The sequence below is a fragment of the Agrobacterium sp. CFBP 3001 genome, assembly GCF_027871605.1.
Classification (GTDB): domain Bacteria; phylum Pseudomonadota; class Alphaproteobacteria; order Rhizobiales; family Rhizobiaceae; genus Agrobacterium; species Agrobacterium leguminum.
This window is the reverse complement of the sequence record NZ_JAQAHD010000035.1, coordinates 1-25,072: the sequence shown is the minus strand read 5'-3', so window position 1 is coordinate 25,072 and position 25,072 is coordinate 1. Positions and strand designations below refer to the sequence as shown.

The window sequence follows — 25,072 nt, the reverse complement described above, 5'->3', positions numbered from 1 at the left end:
GAGGCATAACCCATGGCAAAAGCAACATCATCCGCCCCTTCGCAACGCATGCTACGCGTCGGCGAACAGGTGCGCGCCGCATTGACCCAGATTCTCCAGCGCGGTGAAGTCCGCGACGATCTGATCGAAAGCACCGTCATTTCCATTTCGGAAGTGCGCATGTCTCCCGATCTCAAGATCGCCACCGCTTACGTGACGCCGCTTGGCGTTGCCGATCACACCGATATCATCAGCGCCCTGAACCGCCATGCAAAATACATGCGCGGCCGCCTCGGTCCGCAGCTTCGGCAGATGAAATACATGCCGGAACTGCGTTTCCGCGACGATACGAGTTTCGACAATTACCAGAAGATCGACGCGCTTCTGCGCTCGCCCGAAGTACAGCGCGATCTTGGACCTTCGAACGAAAAAGACGACGAACAGAACTGAAGCATGTCCAAACCACGCAAACAGCAGAACCGCAAACCCAAGGGCCGCCCGATTTCCGGTTGGCTCATTCTCGACAAGCCGCTGGATTTCGGCTCAACCGAGGCCGTTTCCAAGATCAAATGGCTGTTCAATGCCCAGAAGGCGGGCCATGCCGGCACGCTCGATCCGCTGGCCTCGGGCATGCTGCCAATCGCGCTTGGCGACGCCACCAAGACCGTGCCCTACGTGATGGACGGCCGGAAAATCTACGAGTTTACCGTCACCTGGGGCGAGCAGCGCTCGACTGACGATCTTGAAGGCGAGGTGGTCGATTCCTCCGAGCAGCGCCCGGACGAACAGGCAATCCGCGATCTTCTGCCTAATTATACCGGCGTTATCATGCAGACGCCGCCGCAATTTTCGGCCATCAAGATCGCTGGAGAGCGCGCCTACGATCTGGCGCGCGACGGCGAGACGGTGGAAATTCCCGCGCGCGAGGTGGAAATCCATCGCCTGACGCTGCTTGCCTGTCCGGACGCCGATACCGCGCATTTCGAAGTGGAATGCGGCAAGGGTACTTATGTGCGGGCGCTGGCGCGCGACATGGGCCGCGATCTCGGCTGTTTCGGCCATATTTCGGAACTGCGCCGCACCATGGTCGCCCCCTTCGGCGAAGACATGATGGTGCCGCTCGAAACCTTGACGGCACTGGAAGCCGTGGAGGATCGCGACGAGCGACTGGAGGCGCTGGATGCCTTCCTGATCGACACGGCCGAGGCGCTTTCCGCCCTTCCCCGCCTCATTATCAACGATGACCAGGCGCACCGGCTGAAGATGGGCAACCCCATCCTGCTGCGCGGGCGCGATGCACCGGCCAATCATCCGGAAGCCTATGCCACCGCGCATGGCAAGCTCGTCGCCATTGGCGAAATCGGCGAAGGCGAATTCCGGCCGAAGCGTGTTTTCGGCTAAGTCAAGGCTCGAGAGGGGCTGTCAATCGCCTCTTTCAATTGCACCCGGAATAGTTTATAGGCAGCGCCAGCTTGGGCTTTGCCTATGCTGCTGAATGGCCAGAGCTGGACGACATCCCGGCTTTAGGCGTCCCATTTTTCCTTAAAACAGAAAGGATCGTCCGATGTCGATTACTGCAGAGCGCAAAGCCGCCCTCATCAAGGAATATGCCACGAAGGAAGGCGACACCGGTTCGCCGGAAGTTCAGGTCGCAATCCTGACCGAGCGGATCAACAACCTGACCGGTCACTTCAAGGACCACAAGAAGGACAACCACTCCCGTCGTGGCCTTCTGACGCTGGTTTCGAGCCGTCGTTCGCTTCTCGACTATCTGAAGAAGAAGGACGAAGCCCGTTACACCAAGCTGATCGGTGCTCTCGGCATTCGCCGCTAATAACTTCTCCGGCGGGTTTCGCAAAGATGCCCGCCGGTTTTTATATCCGGTCTTTTGAGGCCGCATGAATTTCCGGGCGTTCGCCGCTGATGTGGCCCCCGGACGATAAGGGTGACCCGGATGGGCCGGCGCCGCCTTTTTCAACCGCAGACCTGTCATGGGGCAGGATTGCCGGATGCTTGCTTTTCGAAGCCTCCTGCTGTCTTGCCCGTGATTGAGTCACAGCGCTGCTTCCGCCGGTACGACGCCGGAGCGGGCAGCCACAACCAAGGACAAGATATGTTCAATCAACACTCCGTGGAAATCGAATGGGCAGGCCGCCCGCTGAAGCTCGAGACCGGCAAGGTTGCCCGTCAGGCTGACGGCGCCGTCATCGCAACCTACGGCGAGACGATGGTTCTCGCGACCGTGGTTTCCGCAAAGTCTCCGAAGCCGGGTCAGGACTTCTTCCCGCTGACAGTCAACTATCAGGAAAAGACCTACGCAGCCGGCAAGATCCCCGGTGGCTACTTCAAGCGCGAAGGCCGTCCGAGCGAAAACGAAACACTGGTTTCGCGCCTGATCGACCGTCCGATCCGCCCGCTTTTCCCGGAAGGCTACAAGAACGACACGCAGGTCGTCGTCACCGTCATCCAGCACGATCTGGAAAACAACCCGGACGTCCTGTCGATGGTTGCGGCTTCCGCAGCGCTTACGCTCTCTGGCGTTCCCTTCATGGGCCCGGTTGGCGGCGCGCGCGTTGGCTACATCAACGGTGAGTATGTTCTTAACCCGCATCTGGACGAAATGGACGAGTCTGTTCTCGACCTCGTCGTTGCCGGTACGCAGGACGCCGTTTTGATGGTTGAGTCTGAGGCCAAGGAACTCAACGAAGAAATCATGCTCGGCGCCGTCATGTTCGGTCATCGCGGCTTCCAGCCGGTTATCGACGCGATCATCAAGCTCGCCGAAGTTGCTGCCAAAGAACCGCGCGAATTCGAACCGGAAGATTTCTCCGCGCTCGAAAACGAAATGCTGGCGCTCGCCGAAGCGGAACTGCGCGATGCCTACAAGATCACCGAAAAGGCAGCCCGCTACGCCGCCGTCGACGCCGTTAAGGCAAAGGTGAAGGCCCACTTCCTGCCGGAAGAAGGCGAAGCCAAGTACACGCCGGAAGAAATCGGCGCTGTCTTCAAGCACCTTCAGGCAAAAATCGTTCGCTGGAACGTTCTCGACACCAAGAGCCGTATCGATGGCCGCGACCTGTCGACCGTTCGTCCGATCATCTCGGAAGTCGGCCTGCTGCCGCGCACCCACGGTTCGGCGCTGTTCACCCGCGGTGAAACCCAGGCGATCGTTGTCGCGACCCTCGGCACCGGCGAAGATGAGCAGTATGTCGACAGCCTCACCGGCATGTACAAGGAACGCTTCCTGCTGCACTACAACTTCCCGCCCTACTCGGTCGGCGAAACAGGCCGCATGGGTTCCCCGGGCCGCCGCGAAATCGGTCACGGCAAGCTCGCGTGGCGCGCTATCCGCCCGATGCTGCCGACTGCGGAACAGTTCCCCTACACGCTGCGCGTCGTTTCCGAAATCACCGAGTCCAACGGCTCTTCGTCGATGGCAACGGTTTGCGGCACCTCGCTCGCACTGATGGACGCCGGCGTTCCGCTGGCCAAGCCGGTTGCCGGTATCGCCATGGGCCTCATCCTCGAAGGCGAGCGCTTTGCGGTTCTCTCCGATATTCTCGGTGACGAAGATCACCTCGGCGACATGGACTTCAAGGTTGCGGGTACGGCCGATGGCATCACCTCGCTGCAGATGGACATCAAGATCGCCGGCATCACCGAAGAGATCATGAAGATCGCTCTGGAGCAGGCACAGGGTGGCCGCAAGCACATCCTCGGCGAAATGGCCAATGCCATCACCGAGAGCCGCAGCCAGCTCGGCGAATTCGCACCGCGCATCGAAGTGATGAACATTCCGGTCGACAAGATCCGTGAAGTCATCGGTTCCGGCGGCAAGGTCATTCGCGAAATCGTCGAAAAGACCGGCGCGAAGATCAACATCGAAGACGACGGCACCGTTAAGATCGCTTCTTCTTCCGGCAAGGAAATCGAAGCGGCCCGCAAGTGGATCCACTCCATCGTTGCGGAACCGGAAGTCGGCCAGATCTACGAAGGCACGGTTGTGAAGACCGCCGACTTCGGCGCTTTCGTCAACTTCTTCGGTGCCCGTGACGGCCTCGTCCACATCTCGCAGCTCGCTTCCGAGCGTGTCGCCAAGACCTCTGACGTCGTCAAGGAAGGCGACAAGGTCTGGGTGAAGCTGATGGGCTTCGACGAGCGTGGCAAGGTTCGCCTGTCCATGAAGGTTGTCGACCAGGCAACCGGCAAGGAAGTCGCTGCCGACAAAAAGAAGGAAGACGGCGAAGCCGCTGCCGAATAAGGCCGCGCCGCCAGACCCTATCGAGGCGCGGGTTTTGCCCGCGCCTTTTTTCTATTAGAGCGTTTCCGCCTTTCTCCGAAACGCGCAAGCGCTCTACTTATTTGTTTTTACGCATTTTCCGGACGTAAAACCGCGACGCAATTTTGCTGGAAATGCTCGATCTTAAGGACGCTCCCATGAGCCGTGACGCCGTGAAAACCCTTTTCCATCCCTTTACCTCGGACATGCTTGCCATGCCGAAAGAGGGCGAACGCGTTCTGTTTCTGGGAGCGGAAGCCGGTCCCCGGCTTGACGGTTTTGACGCGGAGATCGTCGCGGTTCAGCATCTACGGCCGCTTTATCGTGCTCTGCAGGCTCAGGGTGCGGAAGTGACACCGGATATTTCGGGCGAGAATTACGATGCGGCGCTGCTGCTTTGCGGCAAACATCGCGGCGAGAATGAAAACCGCGTCGCCGAAGCGCTTTCGCGCGTGAAGGCCGGAGGCCCGATCGTCGCGGCCGGATCGAAGGAAGACGGCATCGTGACGCTGCGCAAGACGCTGGCAAAGCTTGGCATCGAGGCGGAATCCACGCCGAAGTATCACGGCGTCGCCCTCTGGTTCAAACGGCCGGACGATATTGCATCTGCCATGTCGAAGCTCGCCCAGAAGCCGGTGACGGTCGAAGGCCGCTTCACCGCCCTGCCCGGCATGTTCTCCCATGACCGCGTGGATGACGGCTCGGAACTGCTCGCATCGCGCCTGCCCACAGATTTTGACGGCAACGCCGCCGATTTCGGTGCCGGCTGGGGTTATCTTTCCGTCATGCTGGCCGAGAAATCGCCGCGCACGGCCCGTATCGATCTGTTCGAGGCGGACTGGAATGCGCTGGAATTCGCCAAAACCAATCTTCTCGAAAACAATCCGAGGCTGACGGCGCGCTTCTTCTGGCAGGACCTGGCAAACGAGCCGCCGAAGGAAAAATACGACCTCATCATCATGAACCCGCCTTTCCATGCGGCGGGGCAGGCAGCAGAACCTGCCCTGGGCCAAGCCTTCATCAAGGCTGCCGCCGGCGCGCTGCGCAGCGGCGGCAAGCTGCTGATGGTCGCCAATCGCGGCATGCCCTATGAGCCGGTGCTCGCGGCGGAATTCCGCACCAGCACTGAGGTGTGCCGCAATGCCCGCTTCAAGATTCTGAGCGCCCAGAAATAATCAACTCGGCAGAAATCAACTCAGCAGCCATGCCCATAGCGACACGGAGAGAACGCCGGTCGCTGTGGAAATGCTGATGGTGGAGGCGGCAACGCTGTGGCCGATGCCGAAGCGATTGGCGATAAGCCAGGCATTGACCCCAGTCGGCACCGACGAGGTAAGCACGAGCGCCGCAGTCCATTCCCGGCTGAGACCGAGCGCATGACCCATTGCCCAAACGCAGGCGGGCAGCAGCAGCAGCTTGAACACCGTCATGGTGACGGCAATGCCCATGTTGCCTCGGATGGTATATTTCGTCAGCGCCATGCCGAGCGAGATAAGCGCCGCCGGCCCCGCCATGGAGGCGATCTGATCGACCACGGTTTTCAGGATGGGCGTCAGCGCCACGCTGGAAACATTGGTCGAAAGCCCGATGACAAGGCCGATCACCAGCGGATTGGTAACGAGATTGCGGCCCACTTGCTTGAACACCGCCGCCATGCTTCGCTTTTCCCCGCCGACCGCCTTGTGCGTGGCGTTTTCCATCAGGATCGTGCCAGCGATCATCATCACAGGTAGATGGATGGCCAGCAGGATGGAGAGAGCGACCAGCCCCTCATCCCCCACTGACCTGCCGACCAGCGGCAGGCCGATGAAGATATTGTTCGCAAAGGCCGAGGAAATGCCGGCGATAACGGCGATGCGGACATCCTGCTTGAAGACATAACGGGTGACGATATGCCCGACCGTCCAGGTGATGGCCACGCCAGCGAAATAGGTGATCCAGAGCCGGAAGGGCGAAGCACCGTGAAAATTCGCTTCCGCAAGTGTGCGGAAGATCAAGGTCGGCACGGCGATCTTGAACACGAAATCGCTGAGAATATCGCCGGCATCGGCCCTGAAGAGACCGGCCTTGACGGTGAGCCAGCCGATCAGGATGAGAATGAAAATCGGGGCGACATTCGCGGCAACGGCAGACATGGAGGGAAAGCTTTCGCGGCTTTGCGGGAGATACTCCGCTTTAGAGCCTTTTCCACGGGAATGGAATCGCGAAAACGCTCCCACTCTTTGTTTTCGCCACATCGCGTCCAAGAAAGACAAAACTCGTGAGCCGCTTTGGGCAGAAAGCGCGTCTTGGCCCGTAAAATTCGCAAGGCCGAACGTTGCCCAAAAAGAAAAAGCGGGGTCTCCCCCGCCTTTTATGTCCGTTATATGCCGCCAGTACATCCGTGGCGGAGATAACGGTTGAGCAAGAAGACCATGATGTCTTCCATTCCGGTATGCATTCACACACCTTTTGCTCTGACAAATGAAATAGCTTAACCACATTACAGGCAGATGACGCGTTTTCGCTCCTCGCGGAGAACGGCATATTTTCTGTTTGGGCTTTTCTTGCCGCCAGAAATGTTTAAGACCTTTCGAAAAATACGCACACCCCGTGCGAAACGGATAGGGCCTATGACGAAATTCGACGTACTGACTGTCGGCAATGCCATCGTCGACATCATTTCCCGCTGCGACGATCGCTTCCTCAACGACAATGCCATTACCAAAGGCGCGATGAACCTCATCGATGCGGAACGGGCCGAGTTGCTTTACTCGCTGATGGGACCGGCTCTCGAAGCCTCCGGCGGCAGCGCTGGTAACACGGCGGCGGGTGTGGCCAATTTCGGCGGCAAGGCCGCCTATTTCGGCAAGGTGGCACAAGACCAGCTCGGCGAAATCTTCCAGCACGATATCCGCGCGCAGGGCGTCTATTTCGAAACCAAGCCGGAAGGCACCTTCCCGCCGACTGCGCGTTCGATGATCTTCGTGACCGAAGATGGTGAGCGTTCGATGAACACCTATCTCGGCGCCTGCGTCGATCTCGGTCCTGAAGACGTGGAAGAAGACGTGGTGGCGGATACGAAAGTCACCTACTTCGAGGGTTACCTTTGGGACCCGCCGCGCGCCAAGGACGCCATTCGCGAATGCGCCCGCATTGCCCATGAAAACGGCCGCGAAGTTTCCATGACGCTTTCCGACAGCTTCTGTGTCGGCCGCTATCGCGACGAATTCCTCGACCTGATGCGTTCCGGTACTGTGGACATTGTTTTCGCCAACAAGCAGGAAGCGCTTTCGCTTTACGAAACCGACGATTTCGAGCTTGCGCTGACCAAAATCGCCGCCGACTGCAAGATCGCAGCGGTGACGATGAGCGAGGAAGGCGCCGTCATCCTGCGCGGCACGGAACGTGTGAAGGTCGAAGCTTATCCGGTGCATGACGTGGTGGACACGACGGGCGCCGGCGATCTTTTCGCTGCGGGCTTCCTGTTCGGTTATACGCAGGACCGGTCGCTCGAAGATTGCGGCAAGCTCGGCTGCCTTGCCGCTGCCGCCGTCATTCAGCAGGTTGGCCCGCGCCCGATGTCATCGCTCAAGGCGCTTGGCGAGAAGCACGGCCTTATTTAAAGGCTTCACCGGGGTAAGCACCCCAGATTTCGCCCTGCGAAACCCAGCCCGAGGCCTGGCCGGCCTCGGCGCGGCACCAGTCGCCATTGCATTCACCGATCCTGAAGACGACGCCCGGCTCAAGCCGAGCAACGACGGAAGCGCCTGACTGCGCCTCACGGCGCATGTTCACATAAACTTCCTTACCCTTGCCACGCATCCAAGGAGCAGCAACGGCCGTGCGCTCACCGGAAAGCAGAGCCTGGTTGACCCAGCCTTCCGTGCCGTCGGCATCGCGGATGCGCCGCCAGTTTTCATATTCCTGAATGATTTCCACCGGCATTCCCGATTTCAGATACATCCATGACACGGCATAATCCGTGCTCGGTCCGATGCGCATGTTGACGCGCTTGGATTTCAGGCTGACAAAACGCGGGAGCGGCAGGCCGCTTGCGCCTTTGGCGGCACCCTGCGCCATGGCGTCGGTTGCCGCACCGAGGAGGCCCAGAGACAATGCAATGCAAACGATAGAAACCACACTGCGCATGCCCATTTCCGTTTCCCGCCTTCTGCAAACCGGATGATATTTAAGGAGGCTCGTTTCCACATGCCTCAAGCTTCAGCGAGTTTTGTTTGTCTTCGCCGGTGGGTCTGGTAGAAACGCCCTGATTGAAAGAAATTATCGCTCTTTCTGGTTAATGACTTCTGAACAAGGCAGCGGCAAACGATGACCCACAAGAAGAGACCGACAGTCTATATCACCCGCAAATTGCCTGACGTCGTTGAAACCAGAATGCGCGAACTCTTCGATGCCGAACTGAATATCGACGATACCCCGCGCAGCGAGGCGGAGCTTGTCGCCGCCATGCGAAGGGTGGACGTGCTCGTGCCGACCGTCACCGACCGCATCACCGCCGCGATGATCGAGCAGGCAGGGCCGCAACTGAAGCTGATCGCCAGCTTTTCCAACGGCATCGACCATGTGGATGTGGATGCGGCGGCCCGAAAGGGCATTACCGTCACCAATACGCCCAATGTACTGACCGAGGACAGCGCCGATATCACCATGGCACTGGTGCTCGCCGTGCCGCGCCGCATGATCGAAGGTACAAGGGTGCTCGCCAATGGCGCGGACGAATGGCTGGGCTGGTCACCAACCTGGATGCTCGGGCGGCGCATTTCCGGCAAGCGCATCGGCATTGTCGGCATGGGCCGCATCGGAACCGCGGTTGCGCGGCGTGCCAAGGCCTTCGGCCTTTCCATTCATTATCACAACCGCAAACGCGTCAATCCAGCGACGGAAGCGGAGCTTGAGGCGACCTATTGGGACAGCCTCGACCAGATGCTGGCGCGGGTGGATATCGTCTCCGTCAATTGCCCTTCGACGCCCGCAACCTATCACCTGATTTCAGCGCGGCGGCTGGCGCTGATGCAGCCGACCAGCTACATCGTCAATACCGCACGCGGCGATATCATCGATGAAGCGGCAATGATCCAGTGCCTGCGCGAAGGCAAGATCGCCGGCGCCGGTCTCGATGTCTATGAGAATGAGCCTGCGGTGAACCCCAAGCTCATCAAGCTCGCCAAGGAAGGCAAGGTCGTGCTGCTTCCGCATATGGGCTCTGCGACGATCGAAGGCCGTATCGAAATGGGCGATAAGGTCATCATCAACATCCGCACGCTGTTCGATGGACACCGTCCGCCGAACCGGGTGCTGCCGGGGCGGAACTGAGCTGGTTCAGCCCAGGAATTTGGTCATTTCGATCGAGGTCGTGCGGTTATAGCCGGCATGGGCGTTTTCGGCGGTCTTGACGAAACCCCAGGCGGCGAATTTGGTATGATTGGCGATAAGCTCGATACGGGTTTCCAGCCGCAGCGCCGGTAACGCCAATTCGCGGGCCAGCGCTTCGGCCTGCTCCAGAAGCATCTTGCCTATACCCTTTCCCTGCGCTTTCGGGGAAACACAGAGTTTGCCGACATAAAGACAGGCGGGCGGCTCCGGCCGGCAAAACAGGCAGCCGACAATCTCATCGCCATCAAGCGCCACGAAAGCGATCTCCACCCTTGCCTTCTCCGCCAGATTTTCAAGCGTCAGGCGATGAGCCGACGACGGCGGATCAATGACGCCATCCATATAGGCGAAGGAGGACATGATAAGTGCCAGCAATTCCTGCCAGCGATTGAATTCTTCCCCGATCTTAGCGATCTCCATCATGGTTTCTTCCCAGTTGCCCGCCGCTTGTATCGCACGGTTTCGAAACAGGCCGACAGGGCGTCATAGAGGAGCAGACGGCCGATTAACGGCTCGCCGGCACCGGTGATAACCTTGATGGCCTCCATGGCCATAAGCGTGCCGATAACCCCTGTCAGCGCGCCGACAATGCCTGTTTCCGCGCAATTGGGAATGAGGCCCTGCGGTGGCGGTTCCGGAAACAGGTCGCGATAGCCGGGCAGCAGAGCACCCTCGGCATTCGCCTCATAGGGTTTCAGCACCGTCACCGAACCATCGAAACGGCCGACAGCTCCCGTTACCAACGGTCTTTTCGCAGCCTCCGCCGCATCGGCGGCAGTATAACGCGTATCGAAATTGTCCGAGCCGTCGATCAGAAGATCGAAGGATGGCAGATGGTCATGCGCCCAGACCTGCGAAAAGCGCTCTTCATAAACAAGCGTGCGGACATGCGGATTGAGCCGGGCGATGGCCTTGCGCGCGCTCTCCGTCTTCAGCTCCCCAATCGTACCGGTATCGTGGATCACCTGTCGCTGCAGATTGGACAGGGAAACCACATCGTCATCGATCATGCCGAGTGTGCCGACACCGGCGGCGGCAAGATAATGCAGGACGGGAGCACCGAGTCCGCCAGCCCCGATGACCAGCACACGCGCCGCCTTCAGCCGCTGCTGGCCCGCGCCGCCGATTTCCGGCAACAGGATATGGCGCTTGTAGCGTTCGATTTCTTCCGGGCTCAGCGGTTCCATGTCGCCCTCCATCTTTTAGCCGTCATGCCGTGATGCTCCCGTGGGATACATTGAAGAATTGCGCCCTGTCGCCGAGGGCGGAGAACATCGCCGTATCCGTTCCGGTCATAAAACTCTGGCCGCCAAGGGCATGAATGAGATCGAACAGAGCCGCCCGCCTGCCCTCATCCAGATGGGCGGCGATCTCGTCCAACAGCAGAACCGGCGCATGGCCAGTCATATTGGCGGTCAGCTGCGCATGTGCAAGCACCAGCCCCACAAGCAGCGCCTTCTGTTCCCCGGTTGAACAGCGCTCGGCCTCCATGTCCTTTTCCGCATGGCGCACGAAGAGATCGACGCGGTGCGGCCCATCCAGTGTGCGGCCAGCAGCGGCGTCACGATACCGGCCATCGCGCAACATAAGCCTGTATTCATCCTCCAGATCGACGGCGGGACGATTGAGCCCATCGTCCATGAAACCGGAGAGCGAAAGCGCCGCCGAGGGAAAAGCGGCATTGCCAGCCCGCCCCTCGATGAGGCTCTTCAAGAGGCCGAGCATCTCATAACGCGCGACCGCCATGGAGATGCCGAGTTCGGCCATCTGCTTTTCGATGCCGTCCAGCCAGACCGGATCGAAGCGGCCTTCCGAAAGTAGCCGGTTACGGCCGCGCATGGCCTTTTCGAAATCGCTTGCCCGCCTTCCATGGGCAGGATCGAGCGACAACACCAGCCGGTCGAGGAAACGCCGGCGGTCCGAGGACGAGCCGGTAAAGAGGCCGTCCATCGCGGGCGTCAGCCACAATACCCGCAGATGGTCGGTCAGTTCATCGACGGATTTCACCGGCGTCCCGTTCAGTCTCAAGCGACGCGACACCACCTCGCCATCGCCTTCAATTCCCGTACCGATGGCAACTTCGCCATCCATGCCCTCGACATCGGCGAAGATCGAGAAGCCGGTGGCTTCGGCCCCTACCCGCGTCACATCAGACAGGGTGGCGCGGCGCAGGCCCCTTCCGGGTGAAAGAAAGGAGACGGCCTCCAGAAGATTGGTCTTGCCTGAACCGTTGTCGCCTGTCAGCACAACATGGCGTTCATCGAGCGTGAGCGCGGCCGCCGCATAATTGCGGAAGTCTGTGAGTTTCAGCCGTAAAAGCGACACCTTGTTCGTCATGTGTACGGCCTAAAACGAAGAGGGACGGATAGCAAGGTGGGGAACGTCCGTCCGCACCGAAGACAGCCGCTAGAGTGCAATTCATTCTTCAGTAGCAACTTTTTTAGTCGCCGGTTATTTATGAACCGGTCCTCATCACCGGTAGCCCATTCATGCGCCTGATCTTTTCTCTCTTTCTCGCCCTCGGTCTTCTCTCCTCCTGCGCAGGCCGACCGGGGGCGGATGTGCTGGAGGCCGTCAACACCAGGACCCGAGACACGAAAATCGTGACCGCCTTCGTGGCGAGCACACGGGAGAAAAACACGGACGCGAAAAAGGGCTTCGGCACGGAGCGGGCAATGGAGCCGAACTACGCCAGTTTCGATATTTCCATTCCGCCAACCCATAAAAGCGGGAAAATCGAATGGGCCAGCGGCAAGCCGGACCCGAACAAAGACTTCGTCGTCACCAGGGCCGATATGCTGACGAAGACGCGCTTTAATGCCGATCTTGGCGACATAGCCCGCTCTGGCAAGCAGATCGCACTTTTCGTGCACGGCTATAATTACAGCTATCAGGAAGCTCTGTTCCGCGCGGCGCAGATGGCGGCAGATGCCAATATGAACGGCGTGCCGCTGGTCTTTTCCTGGCCGTCGCAAGCCTCCGTCGCCGGTTATGTGGCCGACAAGGAGTCCGCGACTTTTTCACGCGATGCGCTCGCCGCAATGTTGATCGATCTCACCCGGCAGACCCCCCAAAAAAGCGTCGTCGTGTTCGGGCACAGCATGGGCGGCTGGCTGGTCATGGAGGCGCTGCGGCAATTGCGCTTCCAGGGCAGAAACGATGTCATTGCCAAGCTGCAGGTGGTGCTGGCTGCGCCCGATATCGACGCCGATGTCTTCCGCAAGCAGATCGAGGTTGTCGGCCGGCTCAGCCCGCCGCTCACCGTTCTCGTTTCCAAGGATGACCGTGCGCTGAAAGCCTCTTCCATCCTTGGCGCCGACGTTACCCGTATCGGCGCACTGGATGTGACTGACCGCCAAGTGCAGGAAGCCGCCCTTAAGGAGGGCGTGCAATTCGTCGACATCTCCAATCTGAAGGCGTCGGACCCGCTCAACCACGACCGCTATGCGGCGCTGGCCTCCATGGTGCCTCAACTTGAGGCAAGCAGGCGCGGGGGTGATATCAACAGTGCGGGAGCCTTCGTTTTCGATGCGATCGGCGCCACCGTCGCCAGCCCCTTCCGCCTTGCGAGCCAGGTGGTGAACCCGCAATAGTTTTGCGGGTCCTGCCGACAAGCCGGCTTCAAAAATCCCAGTCTTCGTCTTCGGTCGCAACCGCCTTGCCGATGACATAGGACGAGCCGGAACCGGAAAAGAAGTCGTGGTTCTCATCGGCATTCGGAGAAAGTGCCGAGAGGATCGCGGGGTTGACCCGGCAGGCCTCGGCCGGAAACAGCGCCTCATAACCCAGATTCATCAGGGCCTTGTTGGCGTTGTAATGCAGGAACTGCTTGACGTCCTCCGTCAGGCCGACGCCGTCGTAGAGGTCTTCGGTATATTTCGCTTCGTTGTCGTAAAGTTCGAGCAGGAGATCGAAGGCGAAATCCTTGATCTCCTGTCTCTGCGTTTCGCTGAGACGCTCCAGCGCCCGCTGGAACTTGTAGCCGATGTAATAACCATGCACGGCCTCATCGCGAATGATGAGGCGGATCAAATCCGCCGTATTGGTGAGTTTGGCCCGGCTTGACCAGAACATCGGCAGATAGAAGCCGGAATAGAACAGGAAACTTTCCAGAAACACGCTGGCGATCTTCTTTTTCAGCGGATCGCCGCTGTCATATTCCCGCATGATGAGCGCGGATTTACGCTGCAGGAACTCGTTTTCCTCCGACCAGCGATAGGCGTCGTCAACGTCAGGCGTGAGGCAGAGCGTCGAGAAGATGGACGAATAGGAGCGGGCGTGCACCGCCTCCATGAAGGAGATGTTGGAGAGAACCGCCTCCTCATGCGGCGTTGCCGAATCCTCCATCAGGCGCACCGCGCCGACACCGTTCTGGATGGTGTCGAGCAATGTCAGGCCGGTGAAAACACGGATTGTCAGTTTCTGTTCTTCCGGTTTCAGCGTTCCCCAGGAGGGGATATCGTTGGATAGCGGCACCTTTTCCGGCAGCCAGAAATTCGAGGTCAGGCGGTTCCAGACTTCGAGGTCCTTGTCGTCCTCGATGCGGTTCCAGTTGACCGCGCGGATGCGGGACGCGGGTTTTACGGCGATGTTCATTGTCTTGTCCTCAATTCAGAGCGTGCAGGAAACGCAGCCCTGAACCTGCGTGCCTTCCAGCGCCATCTGGCGCAAACGGATGTAGTAGATGGTCTTGATGCCCTTTTTCCAGGCGTAAATCTGCGCGCGGTTGATGTCGCGCGTCGTTGCCGTATCGCGGAAGAACAGCGTCAGCGACAGGCCCTGATCGACATGCTGGGTCGCGGCTGCATAGGTGTCTATGATCTTTTCCGGGCCGATTTCATAGGCGTCCTGATAATATTCGAGATTGTCGTTCGAGAGATAGGAAGCCGGGTAATAAACGCGGCCGATCTTGCCTTCTTTCCGGATTTCGATCTTCGAGACGATCGGATGAATGGAGGAAGTGGAGTGGTTGATATAGGAGATCGAGCCCGTCGGCGGTACGGCCTGAAGGTTTTGATTGTAGAGACCTGACGCCATGACGTCCTGCTTCAAAGCCTTCCAGTCCTCCTGCGTTGGAATGGCAATGCCGGCTTTTCCGAACAGGTCACGGACCTTTTCCGTAGCGGGCAACCATTCCCGATCGGTATATTTGTCGAAATAGTCGCCCGAGGCGTATTTGGAGTTCTCAAAGCCCTTGAAGCTCTGGCCCCTCTCTACCGCGAGCCGATTGCTGGCGCGGATGGCGTGATAGGTGACGGTGTAGAAATAGATATTGGTGAAATCGACGCCTTCTTCGGAACCATAAAAGATGCGTTCGCGCGCCAGATAGCCGTGCAGGTTCATCTGGCCTAGCCCGATGGCGTGGCTGGCATCATTGCCCTTTTCCACCGAAGGAACGGAGGAAATGTGGCTCATATCGGACACCGCCGTCAGCGCCCGGATGGAGGTCTCGATGGTCTTGCCGAAATCCGCAGAATCCATTGCTGATGCAATGTTGAGCGAGCCGAGATTGCAGGAAATATCCTTGCCCATATGGCTGTAGGATAGATCGGCGTTGAACTCGCTTGCCTCGCTGACCTGCAGGATTTCCGAGCAGAGATTGCTCATGCTGATGCGGCCGGCAACCGGATTGGCGCGGTTCACCGTATCTTCAAACATGATGTAGGGGTAACCGCTCTCGAACTGGATTTCGGCGATCACCTGAAAAAATTCGCGCGCCTTGATCTTCTTCTTGCGGATGCGGCTATCGGCAACCATTTCATGATATTTTTCGCTGACCGAAATCTCGGTCAACGGCACGCCATAGACCCGCTCCACATCATAGGGCGAAAACAGATACATATCCTCGTTGTTGCGGGCGAGTTCGAAGGTGATGTCGGGGATCACCACGCCGAGCGACAGGGTCTTGATGCGGATTTTTTCGTCGGCATTTTCGCGCTTGGTATCGAGAAAGCGCATGATATCGGGATGGTGAGCATGCAGATAGACCGCGCCGGCACCCTGACGCGCACCAAGCTGGTTGGCGTAGGAAAAACTGTCTTCCAGCAGCTTCATGACGGGAATAACGCCGGACGACTGGTTTTCGATCTGTTTGATCGGCGCGCCGAATTCGCGAATATTGGTCAAGGACAGCGCCACGCCGCCGCCGCGCTTGGAAAGCTGCAGGGCCGAATTGATGGAGCGGCCGATGCTTTCCATATTGTCTTCCACACGCAGCAGAAAACATGAAACCAGCTCGCCGCGGCTCTTCTTGCCGGCGTTTAGGAATGTCGGCGTTGCCGGCTGGAAGCGGCCTGAAATGATTTCATCGACCAGATTGCGGGCAAGCTGCTCATCACCGCGCGCAAGGGCCAGCGCCACCATGCAGACGCGATCCTCGTAACGCTCCAGATAACGTTTTCCGTCGAAGGTCTTCAGCGTGTAGGAGGTGTAATATTTGAAGGCGCCGAGAAAGGTCGGAAAGCGAAATTTCCGGGCATAGGCTTCGTCGTAGAGGTCGCGGACGAAATTGAAGGAATACTGGTCCAGCACCTCCTGCTCGTAATATCCCTCCGTCACCAGATAATCTAGCTTTTCCCGAAGGTTATGGAAAAACACGGTGTTCTGGTTGACGTGCTGGAGGAAATATTGCCGAGCGGCCAGGCGATCCTTGTCGAGCTGGATCTTTCCGTTCTCGTCGTAAAGGTTCAGCATCGCGTTCAGCGCATGGTAGTCCAGAGCCGCATCGAGCGGTTTCTGGGTTGTGGCTGCCGGCTGTTTGGCGTCCTTGCGCAGCGCGCTTGAGGTCAGCGTGTCCAAAATCGTTCCAATCCATGTTTGACGTTGGCGACATCTTCCTCCGTGCCGAGAAGCTCGAAGCGATAGAGAAACGGCACGGCGCATTTGCGCGAGACGATATCTCCGGCGGATGCGAAAGCTGCGCCAAAATTCGTGTTTCCCGCCGCGATGACGCCGCGAATGAGATTTCGGTTGGAGGGCTCGTTCAAGAACCGGATGACCGGTTTCGGCACGGCCCCTTTGGTGCCACCACCCCCATAGGTGGGTGTGACCAGCACATAGGGCTCCGACACATGCGGTACGTCGTCCTCCGCGCCGAGCGGCAGGCGAAACAGACGCCGTCCCAGTTTCAGAAGGAAACGATGGGTGTTTTCAGAGCGGCTGGAATAATAGACGATCAGGCCCATCGCCCCGCCGCCTCAGCTGATCGAGCCGATCATATCCGGCCGGAAACCCGCCCAATGGCGCTCACCGGCAACAACGACGGGCACCTGCATGTAGCCGAGACCGCGGACATGATCGAGCGCATCCGCATCTTCGGAAATATCGACAATCTCATAGGGGACGCCGATGCGGTCGAGCGCACGATAGGTGGCGGTGCACTGGACGCAGGCGGGCTTGCTGTAAACGGTGACGGTCATAATTTCCTCTCTAGAAGCCGGTTTCGGACACGGCTCAACATTGCCGATTGCAATCGCAATCGGGCGGCGATGGATCTGTCATTAAGGTGGGCGTGCGCGGCTTTAGCCGCGTAAAATCGCTCTCTACGCCGACGAGCGCAGCAACTCAAACAAATGCACTGGCATGACTTCACCCCGAAGCTTGTTCTGGAGGGGGCAGAAAAGGGCGCTCGCAAATCATTTGCGTCATACACCTTCCTCCGGACACCCCGCCCGTGGACGTTTGCGCTCAAGGCAGGTCTCCTGACTTGCGGGTCACAACATCTATTCCGGCCTTCCCGGAGCTTTCAGCCCCAGTGACCCAAATCGGAACGATGCTCACCACTTACAGTTGCGGGGGCAGTTTCGGCCTTGCTCCACCATGATGGCGTTACGCACCGAATTCCCATCTTAGCTCCCAACCCTTGCGAATCGGAAGAACCTCGAACACCACATATAGTATATGAGGAAATTTTCGCGTCAATGAATAGACACACAAAAGCCCCACCCTGTGGATCAAAAAGATTCAACACATGGTCAACAAAGGCTTAACGGCGCATGCATGCCGCCGCTCAAAGAGAGAAAAGCGTTAATCTATTCCCAGATATCGATGCGGATATCGGCGGGACGGGCGTTCTCAATCACCCTTTTTCCGTTCGGAAGATCGTTTTCGAAAAGTTTGGCGTGGATCGCAGCCTCGTCGAGACCATAGCCCTGCCACCTTTTCCGTAGCCTCTCCTCAAGCACGTCGACGGACGGCCCTACAAAAACGGTGAGGTCGAAGCTTTTGGAAAGAGTTGTCCACGGCGCCTCGTCCAGCAGAAGATAATTGCCTTCAGCAAGGATAAAGCGTGTTTCCGGCGCAATCGCCCGGGCGGACGCTATCGCGATTTCACGGGAACGGTCGAAAACCGGAACAAGCACCTCCTGCCCGCCCTTGCGGACGGCGGAGACGATATCGAGGAAACCACGCACGTCGAAGGTTTCGGGTGCGCCCTTTTGCGGCAGCAGCCCCCGTTCTTCAAGGATGCCATTGTCCATATGGAAGCCGTCCATGGGCAGCACGGCGGCCGTTTCGCCCCGTGCCAGCAAAGCATCACAAAGGGCATCCGCCAGCGTGGATTTGCCGGCCCCAGGGGGACCGGCAATAGCGACGATAAAACGGGATCTACCTTCTGCCCGCCGAAGAACGTCTTCGGCGATGGTTTCAAGCTTCAGCGTCATGCGGCAAGCGTTTCCTTCGGCGCTTCCTTGGCGCCGGTCATGAAGGCGACGGCGTCGGACATGGAGTAGTCCTTCGGATTGATAACACACAGGCGCTTGCCGAGCCGGTGGATATGGATGCGATCCGCGACCTCGAAAACATGCGGCATGTTGTGCGAGATGAGGACGATCGGCAGGCCGCGCGAACGCACGTCCAGAATAAGCTCCAGAACACGCCGGCTTTCCTTCACGCCGAGTGCTGCCGTCGGCTCGTCGAGGATAACGACCTTGGAGCCGAAGGCGGCTGCACGCGCCACCGCCACACCCTGACGCTGACCCCCGGAGAGGGTTTCCACCGCCTGATTGATGTTCTGGATCGTCATCAGGCCGAGTTCCGACAGTTTCTCGCGTGCGAATTTTTCCATGGCGGGGCGGTCAAGGGCCCGGAACAGGCTGCCCTGAATGCCGGGTTTACGGATTTCGCGGCCGAGAAACATATTGTCGGCTATGGAAAGCGCCGGCGAAAGCGCGAGGTTCTGATAGACCGTCTCGATGCCAGCCTTGCGCGCCTCTATCGGCGAGCGGAATTGGACGGGCTGGCCTTCCAGCCGGATTTCCCCTTCATCGGGTGTCACCGCGCCGGAAATCGCCTTGATGAGAGAGGATTTGCCGGCGCCGTTATCACCGATCACCGCCAGGATTTCGCCCGGATAGAGATCGAAATCGGCGTGGTCGAGGGCGGTCACACGACCATAGCGCTTGACGAGATTGCGTGCTGTGAGAATGGGTTCTTTTGCCATCAGCCTGCTACCTTTCTGATCCACTGGTCGATTGCGACAGCCATGATGATGAGGACGCCGATCAACAGATAGGTCCATTGCGGGTCTGTTCCGATGAGCCTGAGGCCGAGCGAAAAGACGCCGACGATCAGGGCACCGAAAATCATGCCCATGATGGAGCCGCGTCCACCGAACAGCGACAGGCCGCCGATAACCACTGCGGTAATGGATTCGATATTGGCGAATTGACCGGCGGTCGGCGAAACCGAGCCGATGCGGCCGATGAGGGCCCAGCCAGCGAAGGCGCAGATGAGGCCGGACAGCGTGTAAACGGTGGTCAGCATGCGCTTGACGTTGACACCGGCAAGTTCGGCGGCATCCGGATCGTCACCGACAGCATAAAGATGGCGGCCCCAGGCGGTGCGGTTCAGCACATACCAGAGCAGGGCGACGAGCAGAACCATGGCGATGACGCCATAGGTGAAGACCGCGCCGCCGACCCGGATATTGGCGCCGAAGAATTGCAGGATCGGCGCCTGCTGGGCGATATCCTGGGCGCGGATCGTCTCGTTTGCGGAATAGAGGAAGTTGGTCGCCAAGACGATCTGCCACATGCCGAGCGTGACGATGAAGGGCGGCAGGCGCATGCGCGAGACCAGAATACCGTTGATGAAGCCGCAAAATGCGCCGACGGCAAGGCCACAGAGAATGGAAAGTTCCGCCGGTAAGCCGTAACGGAAGGTGAACTGTCCCATGACAACGGAAGACAGGACCATGATCGCGCCGACCGACAGATCGATGCCCGCCGTCAGGATGACCAGCGACTGCGCCGCGCCGACAATACCGACGATGGCGACCTGCTGCAAAATAAGGGTCAGCGTGAAGGCCGAGAAAAACTTGCCGCCGAGAAGCAGGCCGAAAACAATCAGCGACAGCACCAGAACGATAAGCGGAACGGCCGCCGGGCTGGAGTGGAGAAAGTGCTGCAGTTTTTCCAGCACACTCTTGTCGTGCGTATCGAAAGCGGCGACCTGCGTCGAGCTTCCCGAAAGCACTTTTTCAAATTCATTATGCGGCTGAGCCCGCACCGGCTGATCGCTCATGGATTTTCCTCCCGATCGCTCTATCGCACCAGCCCTGACACCGGGTCTATCTCCGAAGAGAATGATGCATAGATTTCAAAGTGTTGTGAAGCGGCCTGTGCCATCCCCGCAGGACGCGTGACGCGCTCGTTTGTTCCTTTGTCCGATCCCCCGGATCGTGCCTGAATCATTCTCGTCCAAGGGCGGGGGCACGAATGCCCCCGCGGGTTTCAACGGCGAGGCATCAGCCCCAGCACTTGTTGAGACCTTCCTTCGTATCGATGGAGTCGAGGCCCTTGACCGGCTTGTCGGTTACCAGCGTCACGCCGGTATCGACGAAGTTCTTGCCTTCAGTCGGCTTCGGCTTTTCACCGGTGTCGGCAAACTTCTTGACGGCCTCGACGCCAAGCGCCGCCATCAGCAGCGGATATTGCTGCGAGGTCGCGCCGATCACGCCTTCCGCGACGTTCTTGACGCCCGGGCAACCGCCATCGACGGAAACGATCAGAACATCCTTTTCACGGCCGACCGCTTTCAGCGCCTCATAAGCGCCGGCAGCCGCAGGTTCATTGATGGTGTGGACGACGTTGATGGTCGGGTCCTTCTGCAGCAGATTTTCCATCGCCGCGCGGCCGCCTTCTTCGTTACCATTGGTGACATCATGGCCGACGATACGCGGATCGTTTTCATCGCCGATCTTGTTGATGTCCTTCACGTCAATGCCAAAGCCCTTCATGAAGCCCTGGTTGCGCAGCACATCCACCGTCGGCTGGGAGGGGGTAAGGTTAAGGAAGGCGATTTTCGCATCCTTTGCCTTGTCGCCGAGGCTGCCGGCAGCCCATTTGCCGATCAGCTCACCAGCCAGAAGATTGTCCGTGGCGAAGGTGGAATCGGCGGCATCGACGGGTTCCAGCGGCGTATCGAGCGCAATGACCAGAAGACCGGCATCACGCGCCTTCTGAACGGCCGGAACAATACCCTTGGTATCCGATGCGGTGATCAGGATACCCTTGGCACCATCGGCGATGCAGGTCTCGATGGCGGCTACCTGGCTTTCGGAATCGCCGTCGATCTTGCCTGCATAGGATTTCAGCGTCACGCCAAGTTCTTTAGCCTTGGCGGTCGCGCCTTCTTTCATCTTGACGAAAAAGGGATTGGTATCGGTTTTGGTGATGAGGCAAACCGAAGTATCGGCCGCAGACGCAACGGAAGCGAAAGAAACGCCAAGCGCAAGCGCGCCCAGAAGAGCGGAAACAGTGGTCTTCATGAGATCCTCCCAATGGATATTTGAGCACCGTGACGGTTACCCGACGATCCCGTCTCCTCCGAGATCGACGACCGTTGGCTCAGATGGAACCACCAAAGGAAACGCCTGTCAATAAATAAATCCGGTTGAATTATTAATTCCCTATGGCATTCTGATATGCGGCAGGGAGGAATATCGCCACGTCGTTTAACGTTGCGATAGCAAGATTGCCATAAAGCCTGCTGTATCGGTCACGGCGGATAGGGCGGGCGGGAGGATGACACTATGAGACAATCTGTCGAGACGGCGCCGCCGGCGTCGCCCACCACCATGGATATAAGCGGCGGCGCCAACCAGATCGGAGTGCGCGCTTATAATGAGCGGCTCGTGCTGTCTCTCGTTCGCCGTCACGGCGGACTGTCAAAAGCGGAGATATCAAGACTTTGCGGCCTTTCAGCGCAGACCGTCTCGGTCATCATGCGCTCGCTTGAAAAGGACGGGCTTCTCATTCGCGGTGAAAGACTGCGTGGCAAAGTCGGCCAGCCATCGACGCCGATGCGGCTTAATCCCGACGCCGTCTTTTCTTTCGGTGTGAAGATCGGCCGACGCAGCGTCGATCTCGTGCTGATGGATTTTGTCGGCCGGATCAGGCTCAAGCTGCGCAGAACCTACCCCTACCCTCTTCCGGAATGGATACTACCTTTCGTAATCGACGGCATAACGGAACTTGAATCGAAGCTTTCCCCTGCCGAGCGGGAGAAAATTGCCGGTGTCGGCATCGCCGCTCCATTCGAATTGTGGAACTGGGCGCAGGAAGTGGGCGCTCCACAGATCGAAATGGAGAGATGGCGGGGCGTCGATATCCGGTCGGAAATTGCCGAAAACGTCAGCTATCCGGTTTTTCTGCAGAACGACGCGACCAGCGCCTGCGGCGCCGAACTGGTTTTTGGCGCAGGCCAGCACTATCCGGATTTTCTTTACGTCTTCATCGGCTCCTTCATAGGCGGCGGCGTTGTTTTGAATTCGGCGCTATTTTCCGGAAAGACGGGAACGGCCGGCGCCATCGGCCCCCTGCCGGTGCAGGGGCAGGACGGCAATACCGTCCAGCTTCTGAAAATCGCGTCGATCTTCGTTCTGGAAAACATGCTGCGCGAAAAGGGCATCGATCCGCGCCCCCTGTGGTTTTCTCCGGACGAGTGGATCGATTTCGGCGAGCCGCTGGAAAGCTGGATCAGGAAAACCGCCGCGGCGCTGGCGCAGGCCGTCATTGCCGCCGCCTCCATCATCGATTTTTCGAGCGTCATCATCGATGGCGGTTTTCCCGACTGGGTCAGAACCAGAATCGTCGCCGCCACCCGCCTTGCCCTTAAACACCACGATCTGCAGGGTGTCACGGTGCCTGACATCATCGAAGGCGCGGTTGGTAGCCAGGCGCGGGCAATCGGCGGCGCGAGCCTGCCCCTGTTTTCGCGCTATCTCATCGATCAGAACGTTCTGTTCAAGGACACGACCGGCTGAGCCTTCGCAACGCTCTGCGGTTTTATTACTCGGCTATTAATTTGGATCTGCCGGTCATTCGCCAGCGGCGTGCTGCATGATCGCCGCCAGAAAGGCAGGTCCGTATCGCTCGAGCTTGGTATCTCCGACGCCGGGAATCCCAGCCATTTCCTGCGCCGAGGCCGGTTTTGCCGCCGCAAGTTCTATGAGGGTCTTGTCGTGGAAAATCACATAGGGCGGAACGTTCTGTGCCCGGGCAATTTCCATACGCTTCGCACGCAGCGCCTCAAAAAGACTGCGATCGGATTCCGGCAAGACCGTCGATGCCGTGTTGCGGGGCGTCTGCTGCCGTGCGGAACGGGGAGCGGATGGGATCCTCAGCATCAATGCCGGTTTTTCGCGCAGGAATCGCCGTCCATCCTCGGAGATGGAAAGGCCGCCATGTCCGGACAGATCCACTTCAATCATGCGTAACGCAACCAGCTGACGCAAAATGGCGCGCCATGTGCGGTTGTCATGCTCCTTGCCTATCCCGTAGGTGGTGATTTGATCATGTCCGAAGCGGCAAATCCGCTCGTCCTCGACACCCAGCAATACGCGGATGACATAGGCCTGGCCAAAACGTTCACCCGTGCGATAAATACAGGACAGAAGTTTCTGAGCGGCGATAGTCCCATCAAACAGGTCCGGCGGCTCGGCGCAGGTATCGCAATTGCCGCAGGGCTCACACCGGTCGCCGAAATAGGAGAGCAGAACCTGCCGGCGGCAACTCGCCGTTTCTGCGAGGCCAAGCAGCGCATCGAGCTTCTGACGCTCCATATATTTGCGCTGATCCGCGGCATCAGATTCTTCGATGAAACGATTGCGCAGGGCAATATCTTCGTAGCCGTACAGCATGAGCACGTCCGACGGCAGACCATCGCGACCGGCTCGGCCCGTTTCCTGATAATAGGCCTCGATGCTGCCAGGCAGGTCGATATGAACCACGAAGCGCACATCTGGCTTGTCTATGCCCATGCCGAAAGCGACGGTCGCGACAATGATGACCGCCTCGCCGTGCTGGAAACGGGTCTGGTTCTCCTCGCGGGCAGCCTTGTCCATGCCAGCGTGATAGGGTAGCGCATCGCGACCCTCCTCCCGCAGCCATGCGGCCGTTTCGTCCACCTTGCGTTTGGAAAGGCAATAGACGATACCGCTCTCACTGTCGCGATCCTTCAAAAAGCGCTTCAGCTGCGCGCGCGGATTATCCTTTTCCATGATCGCATAGCGGATATTGGGCCGGTCGAACCCGGCGATGAAGGCATCGTGCTCTTCAATCCCCAGGTGGCCGAGAATTTCGGCGCGCGTGGGCTCGTCGGCCGTCGCCGTCAGCGCCATGCGCGGCGTATCGGGAAAACGCTCGATCAGCGTGTCCAGCTGGCGGTAGGGCGGCCGGAAATCATGCCCCCATTGCGACAGGCAATGGGCCTCATCGACCGCGATCAGCGACAGGTCGATGGATTGCAGCGCATCGAGGACATCCGGCTTGAGCAGGGTTTCCGGCGCGGCATAAAGAATATCGACCTTGCCGGCCCGCATATCCCGCCAAAGCGCGCGCCGCTCTTCCGGAGAAAGGTCGGAATTGAGAGCTTCGGCCCGCACGCCGGCCTGACGCAGGGCTGCAACCTGATCGACCATCAGTGCGATGAGCGGCGAGACGATCAACCCCATGCCATTACGAGCAAGCGCCGGGATCTGGTAACAAAGCGACTTCCCACCGCCCGTCGGCATCAAAACGAAGGCATTGTTTCCCGCCACCACATGCCGAATGATATCGGCCTGCCTTCCACGAAACGCATCGTATCCATAGACGGTCTTGAGGATATGCAAGGGATCAGCGGTCACGGCATTTTTTATCCGAAATGGAATGATGGCGCATCATCACCGTTTTCTGATCGATGGCAATGGCGAAGATGGCTTTGTTCATGGAAGGAGATTGTGGGATTGGCTTTGTGATCAGCGGCCTAGTTTCTCCCTGACGGCACAATTTCATAAGTCCAGAAACACAAAAAACCCCGTCGCGGGTGCACGGGGTTTTGTTTTGCTATTTGGTTGCGGGGGCAGGATTTGAACCTGCGGCCTTCAGGTTATGAGCCTGACGAGCTACCGGGCTGCTCCACCCCGCGTTGACTTGTTTTATTATAGCATAAAGGCCG

General features: G+C 58.7%; 23 protein-coding genes, 1 tRNA gene and 1 riboswitch. Of the genes, 9 read left to right on the top strand and 15 right to left on the bottom strand.

Annotation, left to right across the window (positions count from 1 at the left end):
* Window positions 1-12 precede the first annotated feature (12 nt).
* From rbfA to PH605_RS24230, 5 genes are all read left to right on the top strand, one after another.
* A complete protein-coding gene (gene rbfA, locus PH605_RS24250; RefSeq protein WP_065656377.1) occupies window positions 13-429 on the top strand; it encodes a 30S ribosome-binding factor RbfA in 417 nt (138 codons plus the stop codon).
* 3 nt (window positions 430-432) lie between these two features.
* On the top strand, window positions 433-1,380 hold the full coding sequence (gene truB / locus PH605_RS24245; RefSeq protein ID WP_142846543.1) for a tRNA pseudouridine(55) synthase TruB: 948 nt from the start codon (window positions 433-435) through the stop codon (window positions 1,378-1,380).
* A 163-nt stretch (window positions 1,381-1,543) separates the two neighbouring features.
* Window positions 1,544-1,813, top strand: a complete 270-nt coding sequence (gene rpsO, locus PH605_RS24240; protein ID WP_004439050.1) for a 30S ribosomal protein S15 — start codon at window positions 1,544-1,546, stop codon at window positions 1,811-1,813.
* 279 nt (window positions 1,814-2,092) lie between these two features.
* A complete protein-coding gene (pnp, locus tag PH605_RS24235) occupies window positions 2,093-4,240 on the top strand; it encodes a polyribonucleotide nucleotidyltransferase (RefSeq protein ID WP_065656375.1) in 2,148 nt (715 codons plus the stop codon).
* A gap of 176 nt (window positions 4,241-4,416) precedes the next feature.
* Entirely contained in the window at window positions 4,417-5,433 is a 1,017-nt protein-coding gene (locus tag PH605_RS24230; protein ID WP_142846544.1) for a class I SAM-dependent methyltransferase, read from the top strand.
* Window positions 5,434-5,448: 15 nt separating this feature from the next.
* Here the strand turns inward: PH605_RS24230 and PH605_RS24225 are convergent, their stop codons facing one another.
* A complete protein-coding gene (locus PH605_RS24225) occupies window positions 5,449-6,393 on the bottom strand; it encodes an AEC family transporter (protein WP_080855747.1) in 945 nt (314 codons plus the stop codon).
* Between the two features lie 477 nt (window positions 6,394-6,870).
* On the opposite strand from PH605_RS24225, the gene PH605_RS24220 reads away from it, so the two are divergent.
* Window positions 6,871-7,863, top strand: a complete 993-nt coding sequence (locus PH605_RS24220) for an adenosine kinase (protein ID WP_065656372.1) — start codon at window positions 6,871-6,873, stop codon at window positions 7,861-7,863.
* On the opposite strand, the gene PH605_RS24215 is transcribed toward PH605_RS24220, so the two are convergent.
* Window positions 7,856-8,389, bottom strand: coding sequence for an SH3 domain-containing protein (locus PH605_RS24215; RefSeq protein ID WP_026363850.1), 534 nt, complete (start codon window positions 8,387-8,389; stop codon window positions 7,856-7,858). The two genes, PH605_RS24220 and PH605_RS24215, sit on opposite strands and share 8 nt — an antisense overlap.
* A gap of 180 nt (window positions 8,390-8,569) precedes the next feature.
* Here PH605_RS24215 and PH605_RS24210 point away from each other — a divergent pair, with 180 nt between their 5' ends.
* Window positions 8,570-9,574 (top strand): 2-hydroxyacid dehydrogenase, encoded by a 1,005-nt coding sequence (locus PH605_RS24210; protein WP_065656371.1) that lies wholly within the window; start codon window positions 8,570-8,572, stop codon window positions 9,572-9,574.
* A gap of 6 nt (window positions 9,575-9,580) precedes the next feature.
* On the opposite strand, the gene PH605_RS24205 is transcribed toward PH605_RS24210, so the two are convergent.
* From PH605_RS24205 to recF, 3 genes are read right to left on the bottom strand one after another with little or no spacing between them, the layout of a single operon-like run.
* Window positions 9,581-10,057 carry a GNAT family N-acetyltransferase gene (locus PH605_RS24205; RefSeq protein ID WP_078053945.1) on the bottom strand — a complete coding sequence of 159 codons (477 nt, stop codon included), beginning with the start codon at window positions 10,055-10,057 and terminating at the stop codon, window positions 9,581-9,583.
* Complete coding sequence (locus PH605_RS24200; RefSeq protein ID WP_142846545.1) at window positions 10,054-10,821, bottom strand: molybdopterin-synthase adenylyltransferase MoeB; 768 nt, start codon at window positions 10,819-10,821, stop codon at window positions 10,054-10,056. Before PH605_RS24200 ends, PH605_RS24205 begins: the two co-directional genes overlap by 4 nt.
* A 22-nt stretch (window positions 10,822-10,843) precedes the next feature.
* The gene (gene recF, locus PH605_RS24195) at window positions 10,844-11,971 is read right to left on the bottom strand and encodes a DNA replication/repair protein RecF (RefSeq protein WP_080818471.1); all 1,128 of its coding nucleotides are present in this window, start codon (window positions 11,969-11,971) and stop codon (window positions 10,844-10,846) included.
* Window positions 11,972-12,123: 152 nt separating this feature from the next.
* On the opposite strand from recF, the gene PH605_RS24190 reads away from it, so the two are divergent.
* The gene (locus PH605_RS24190) at window positions 12,124-13,227 is read left to right on the top strand and encodes an alpha/beta hydrolase (protein WP_142846546.1); all 1,104 of its coding nucleotides are present in this window, start codon (window positions 12,124-12,126) and stop codon (window positions 13,225-13,227) included.
* Window positions 13,228-13,255: 28 nt separating this feature from the next.
* On the opposite strand, the gene nrdF is transcribed toward PH605_RS24190, so the two are convergent.
* From nrdF to PH605_RS24150, 8 genes are all read right to left on the bottom strand, one after another.
* Entirely contained in the window at window positions 13,256-14,230 is a 975-nt protein-coding gene (gene nrdF / locus PH605_RS24185) for a class 1b ribonucleoside-diphosphate reductase subunit beta (protein ID WP_080852899.1), read from the bottom strand.
* A 15-nt stretch (window positions 14,231-14,245) separates the two neighbouring features.
* The gene (gene nrdE / locus PH605_RS24180; protein WP_142846547.1) at window positions 14,246-16,432 is read right to left on the bottom strand and encodes a class 1b ribonucleoside-diphosphate reductase subunit alpha; all 2,187 of its coding nucleotides are present in this window, start codon (window positions 16,430-16,432) and stop codon (window positions 14,246-14,248) included.
* On the bottom strand, window positions 16,420-16,818 hold the full coding sequence (gene nrdI / locus PH605_RS24175) for a class Ib ribonucleoside-diphosphate reductase assembly flavoprotein NrdI (protein ID WP_003507140.1): 399 nt from the start codon (window positions 16,816-16,818) through the stop codon (window positions 16,420-16,422). The genes nrdE and nrdI overlap by 13 nt, the downstream gene beginning before the upstream one ends.
* A gap of 12 nt (window positions 16,819-16,830) precedes the next feature.
* Complete coding sequence (gene nrdH, locus PH605_RS24170; protein WP_003524283.1) at window positions 16,831-17,052, bottom strand: glutaredoxin-like protein NrdH; 222 nt, start codon at window positions 17,050-17,052, stop codon at window positions 16,831-16,833.
* 255 nt (window positions 17,053-17,307) lie between these two features.
* Window positions 17,308-17,531, bottom strand: a riboswitch (cobalamin riboswitch).
* A 133-nt stretch (window positions 17,532-17,664) separates the two neighbouring features.
* The gene (locus PH605_RS24165) at window positions 17,665-18,294 is read right to left on the bottom strand and encodes a nucleoside triphosphate hydrolase (RefSeq protein ID WP_080855737.1); all 630 of its coding nucleotides are present in this window, start codon (window positions 18,292-18,294) and stop codon (window positions 17,665-17,667) included.
* Entirely contained in the window at window positions 18,291-19,073 is a 783-nt protein-coding gene (locus PH605_RS24160; protein ID WP_003524281.1) for an ATP-binding cassette domain-containing protein, read from the bottom strand. Before PH605_RS24160 ends, PH605_RS24165 begins: the two co-directional genes overlap by 4 nt.
* Window positions 19,073-20,155: an ABC transporter permease gene (locus PH605_RS24155; RefSeq protein ID WP_065656365.1), complete on the bottom strand. Its 1,083-nt coding sequence runs from the start codon at window positions 20,153-20,155 to the stop codon at window positions 19,073-19,075. The genes PH605_RS24160 and PH605_RS24155 overlap by 1 nt, the downstream gene beginning before the upstream one ends.
* Before the next feature lie 223 nt (window positions 20,156-20,378).
* On the bottom strand, window positions 20,379-21,401 hold the full coding sequence (locus PH605_RS24150; protein WP_003524279.1) for a sugar ABC transporter substrate-binding protein: 1,023 nt from the start codon (window positions 21,399-21,401) through the stop codon (window positions 20,379-20,381).
* 264 nt (window positions 21,402-21,665) lie between these two features.
* On the opposite strand from PH605_RS24150, the gene PH605_RS24145 reads away from it, so the two are divergent.
* Entirely contained in the window at window positions 21,666-22,898 is a 1,233-nt protein-coding gene (locus tag PH605_RS24145; protein ID WP_065656364.1) for an ROK family transcriptional regulator, read from the top strand.
* 54 nt (window positions 22,899-22,952) lie between these two features.
* On the opposite strand, the gene recQ is transcribed toward PH605_RS24145, so the two are convergent.
* On the bottom strand, window positions 22,953-24,761 hold the full coding sequence (recQ, locus tag PH605_RS24140) for a DNA helicase RecQ (RefSeq protein WP_142846548.1): 1,809 nt from the start codon (window positions 24,759-24,761) through the stop codon (window positions 22,953-22,955).
* A 204-nt stretch (window positions 24,762-24,965) separates the two neighbouring features.
* Window positions 24,966-25,042 (bottom strand) — tRNA-Met (locus tag PH605_RS24135).
* Window positions 25,043-25,072: the final 30 nt, after the last annotated feature.

Excerpts from the sequence above, each read along its gene's own strand:
- PH605_RS24150 (WP_003524279.1), bottom strand. The coding sequence starts at position 21,401 with ATGAAGACCACTGTTTCCGCTCTTCTGGGCGCGCTTGCGCTTGGCGTT.
- nrdI (WP_003507140.1), bottom strand. The coding sequence starts at position 16,818 with ATGGGCCTGATCGTCTATTATTCCAGCCGCTCTGAAAACACCCATCGT.
- PH605_RS24230 (WP_142846544.1), top strand. The coding sequence starts at position 4,417 with ATGAGCCGTGACGCCGTGAAAACCCTTTTCCATCCCTTTACCTCGGAC.
- PH605_RS24145 (WP_065656364.1), top strand. The coding sequence starts at position 21,666 with ATGAGACAATCTGTCGAGACGGCGCCGCCGGCGTCGCCCACCACCATG.
- rpsO (WP_004439050.1), top strand. The coding sequence starts at position 1,544 with ATGTCGATTACTGCAGAGCGCAAAGCCGCCCTCATCAAGGAATATGCC.
- PH605_RS24220 (WP_065656372.1), top strand. The coding sequence starts at position 6,871 with ATGACGAAATTCGACGTACTGACTGTCGGCAATGCCATCGTCGACATC.
- PH605_RS24165 (WP_080855737.1), bottom strand. The coding sequence starts at position 18,294 with ATGACGCTGAAGCTTGAAACCATCGCCGAAGACGTTCTTCGGCGGGCA.
- PH605_RS24215 (WP_026363850.1), bottom strand. The coding sequence starts at position 8,389 with ATGCGCAGTGTGGTTTCTATCGTTTGCATTGCATTGTCTCTGGGCCTC.
- nrdF (WP_080852899.1), bottom strand. The coding sequence starts at position 14,230 with ATGAACATCGCCGTAAAACCCGCGTCCCGCATCCGCGCGGTCAACTGG.
- PH605_RS24200 (WP_142846545.1), bottom strand. The coding sequence starts at position 10,821 with ATGGAACCGCTGAGCCCGGAAGAAATCGAACGCTACAAGCGCCATATC.
- PH605_RS24210 (WP_065656371.1), top strand. The coding sequence starts at position 8,570 with ATGACCCACAAGAAGAGACCGACAGTCTATATCACCCGCAAATTGCCT.
- truB (WP_142846543.1), top strand. The coding sequence starts at position 433 with ATGTCCAAACCACGCAAACAGCAGAACCGCAAACCCAAGGGCCGCCCG.
- PH605_RS24155 (WP_065656365.1), bottom strand. The coding sequence starts at position 20,155 with ATGAGCGATCAGCCGGTGCGGGCTCAGCCGCATAATGAATTTGAAAAA.
- PH605_RS24160 (WP_003524281.1), bottom strand. The coding sequence starts at position 19,073 with ATGGCAAAAGAACCCATTCTCACAGCACGCAATCTCGTCAAGCGCTAT.
- rbfA (WP_065656377.1), top strand. The coding sequence starts at position 13 with ATGGCAAAAGCAACATCATCCGCCCCTTCGCAACGCATGCTACGCGTC.
- PH605_RS24225 (WP_080855747.1), bottom strand. The coding sequence starts at position 6,393 with ATGTCTGCCGTTGCCGCGAATGTCGCCCCGATTTTCATTCTCATCCTG.
- PH605_RS24190 (WP_142846546.1), top strand. The coding sequence starts at position 12,124 with ATGCGCCTGATCTTTTCTCTCTTTCTCGCCCTCGGTCTTCTCTCCTCC.
- pnp (WP_065656375.1), top strand. The coding sequence starts at position 2,093 with ATGTTCAATCAACACTCCGTGGAAATCGAATGGGCAGGCCGCCCGCTG.
- nrdH (WP_003524283.1), bottom strand. The coding sequence starts at position 17,052 with ATGACCGTCACCGTTTACAGCAAGCCCGCCTGCGTCCAGTGCACCGCC.
- recF (WP_080818471.1), bottom strand. The coding sequence starts at position 11,971 with ATGACGAACAAGGTGTCGCTTTTACGGCTGAAACTCACAGACTTCCGC.
- PH605_RS24205 (WP_078053945.1), bottom strand. The coding sequence starts at position 10,057 with ATGATGGAGATCGCTAAGATCGGGGAAGAATTCAATCGCTGGCAGGAA.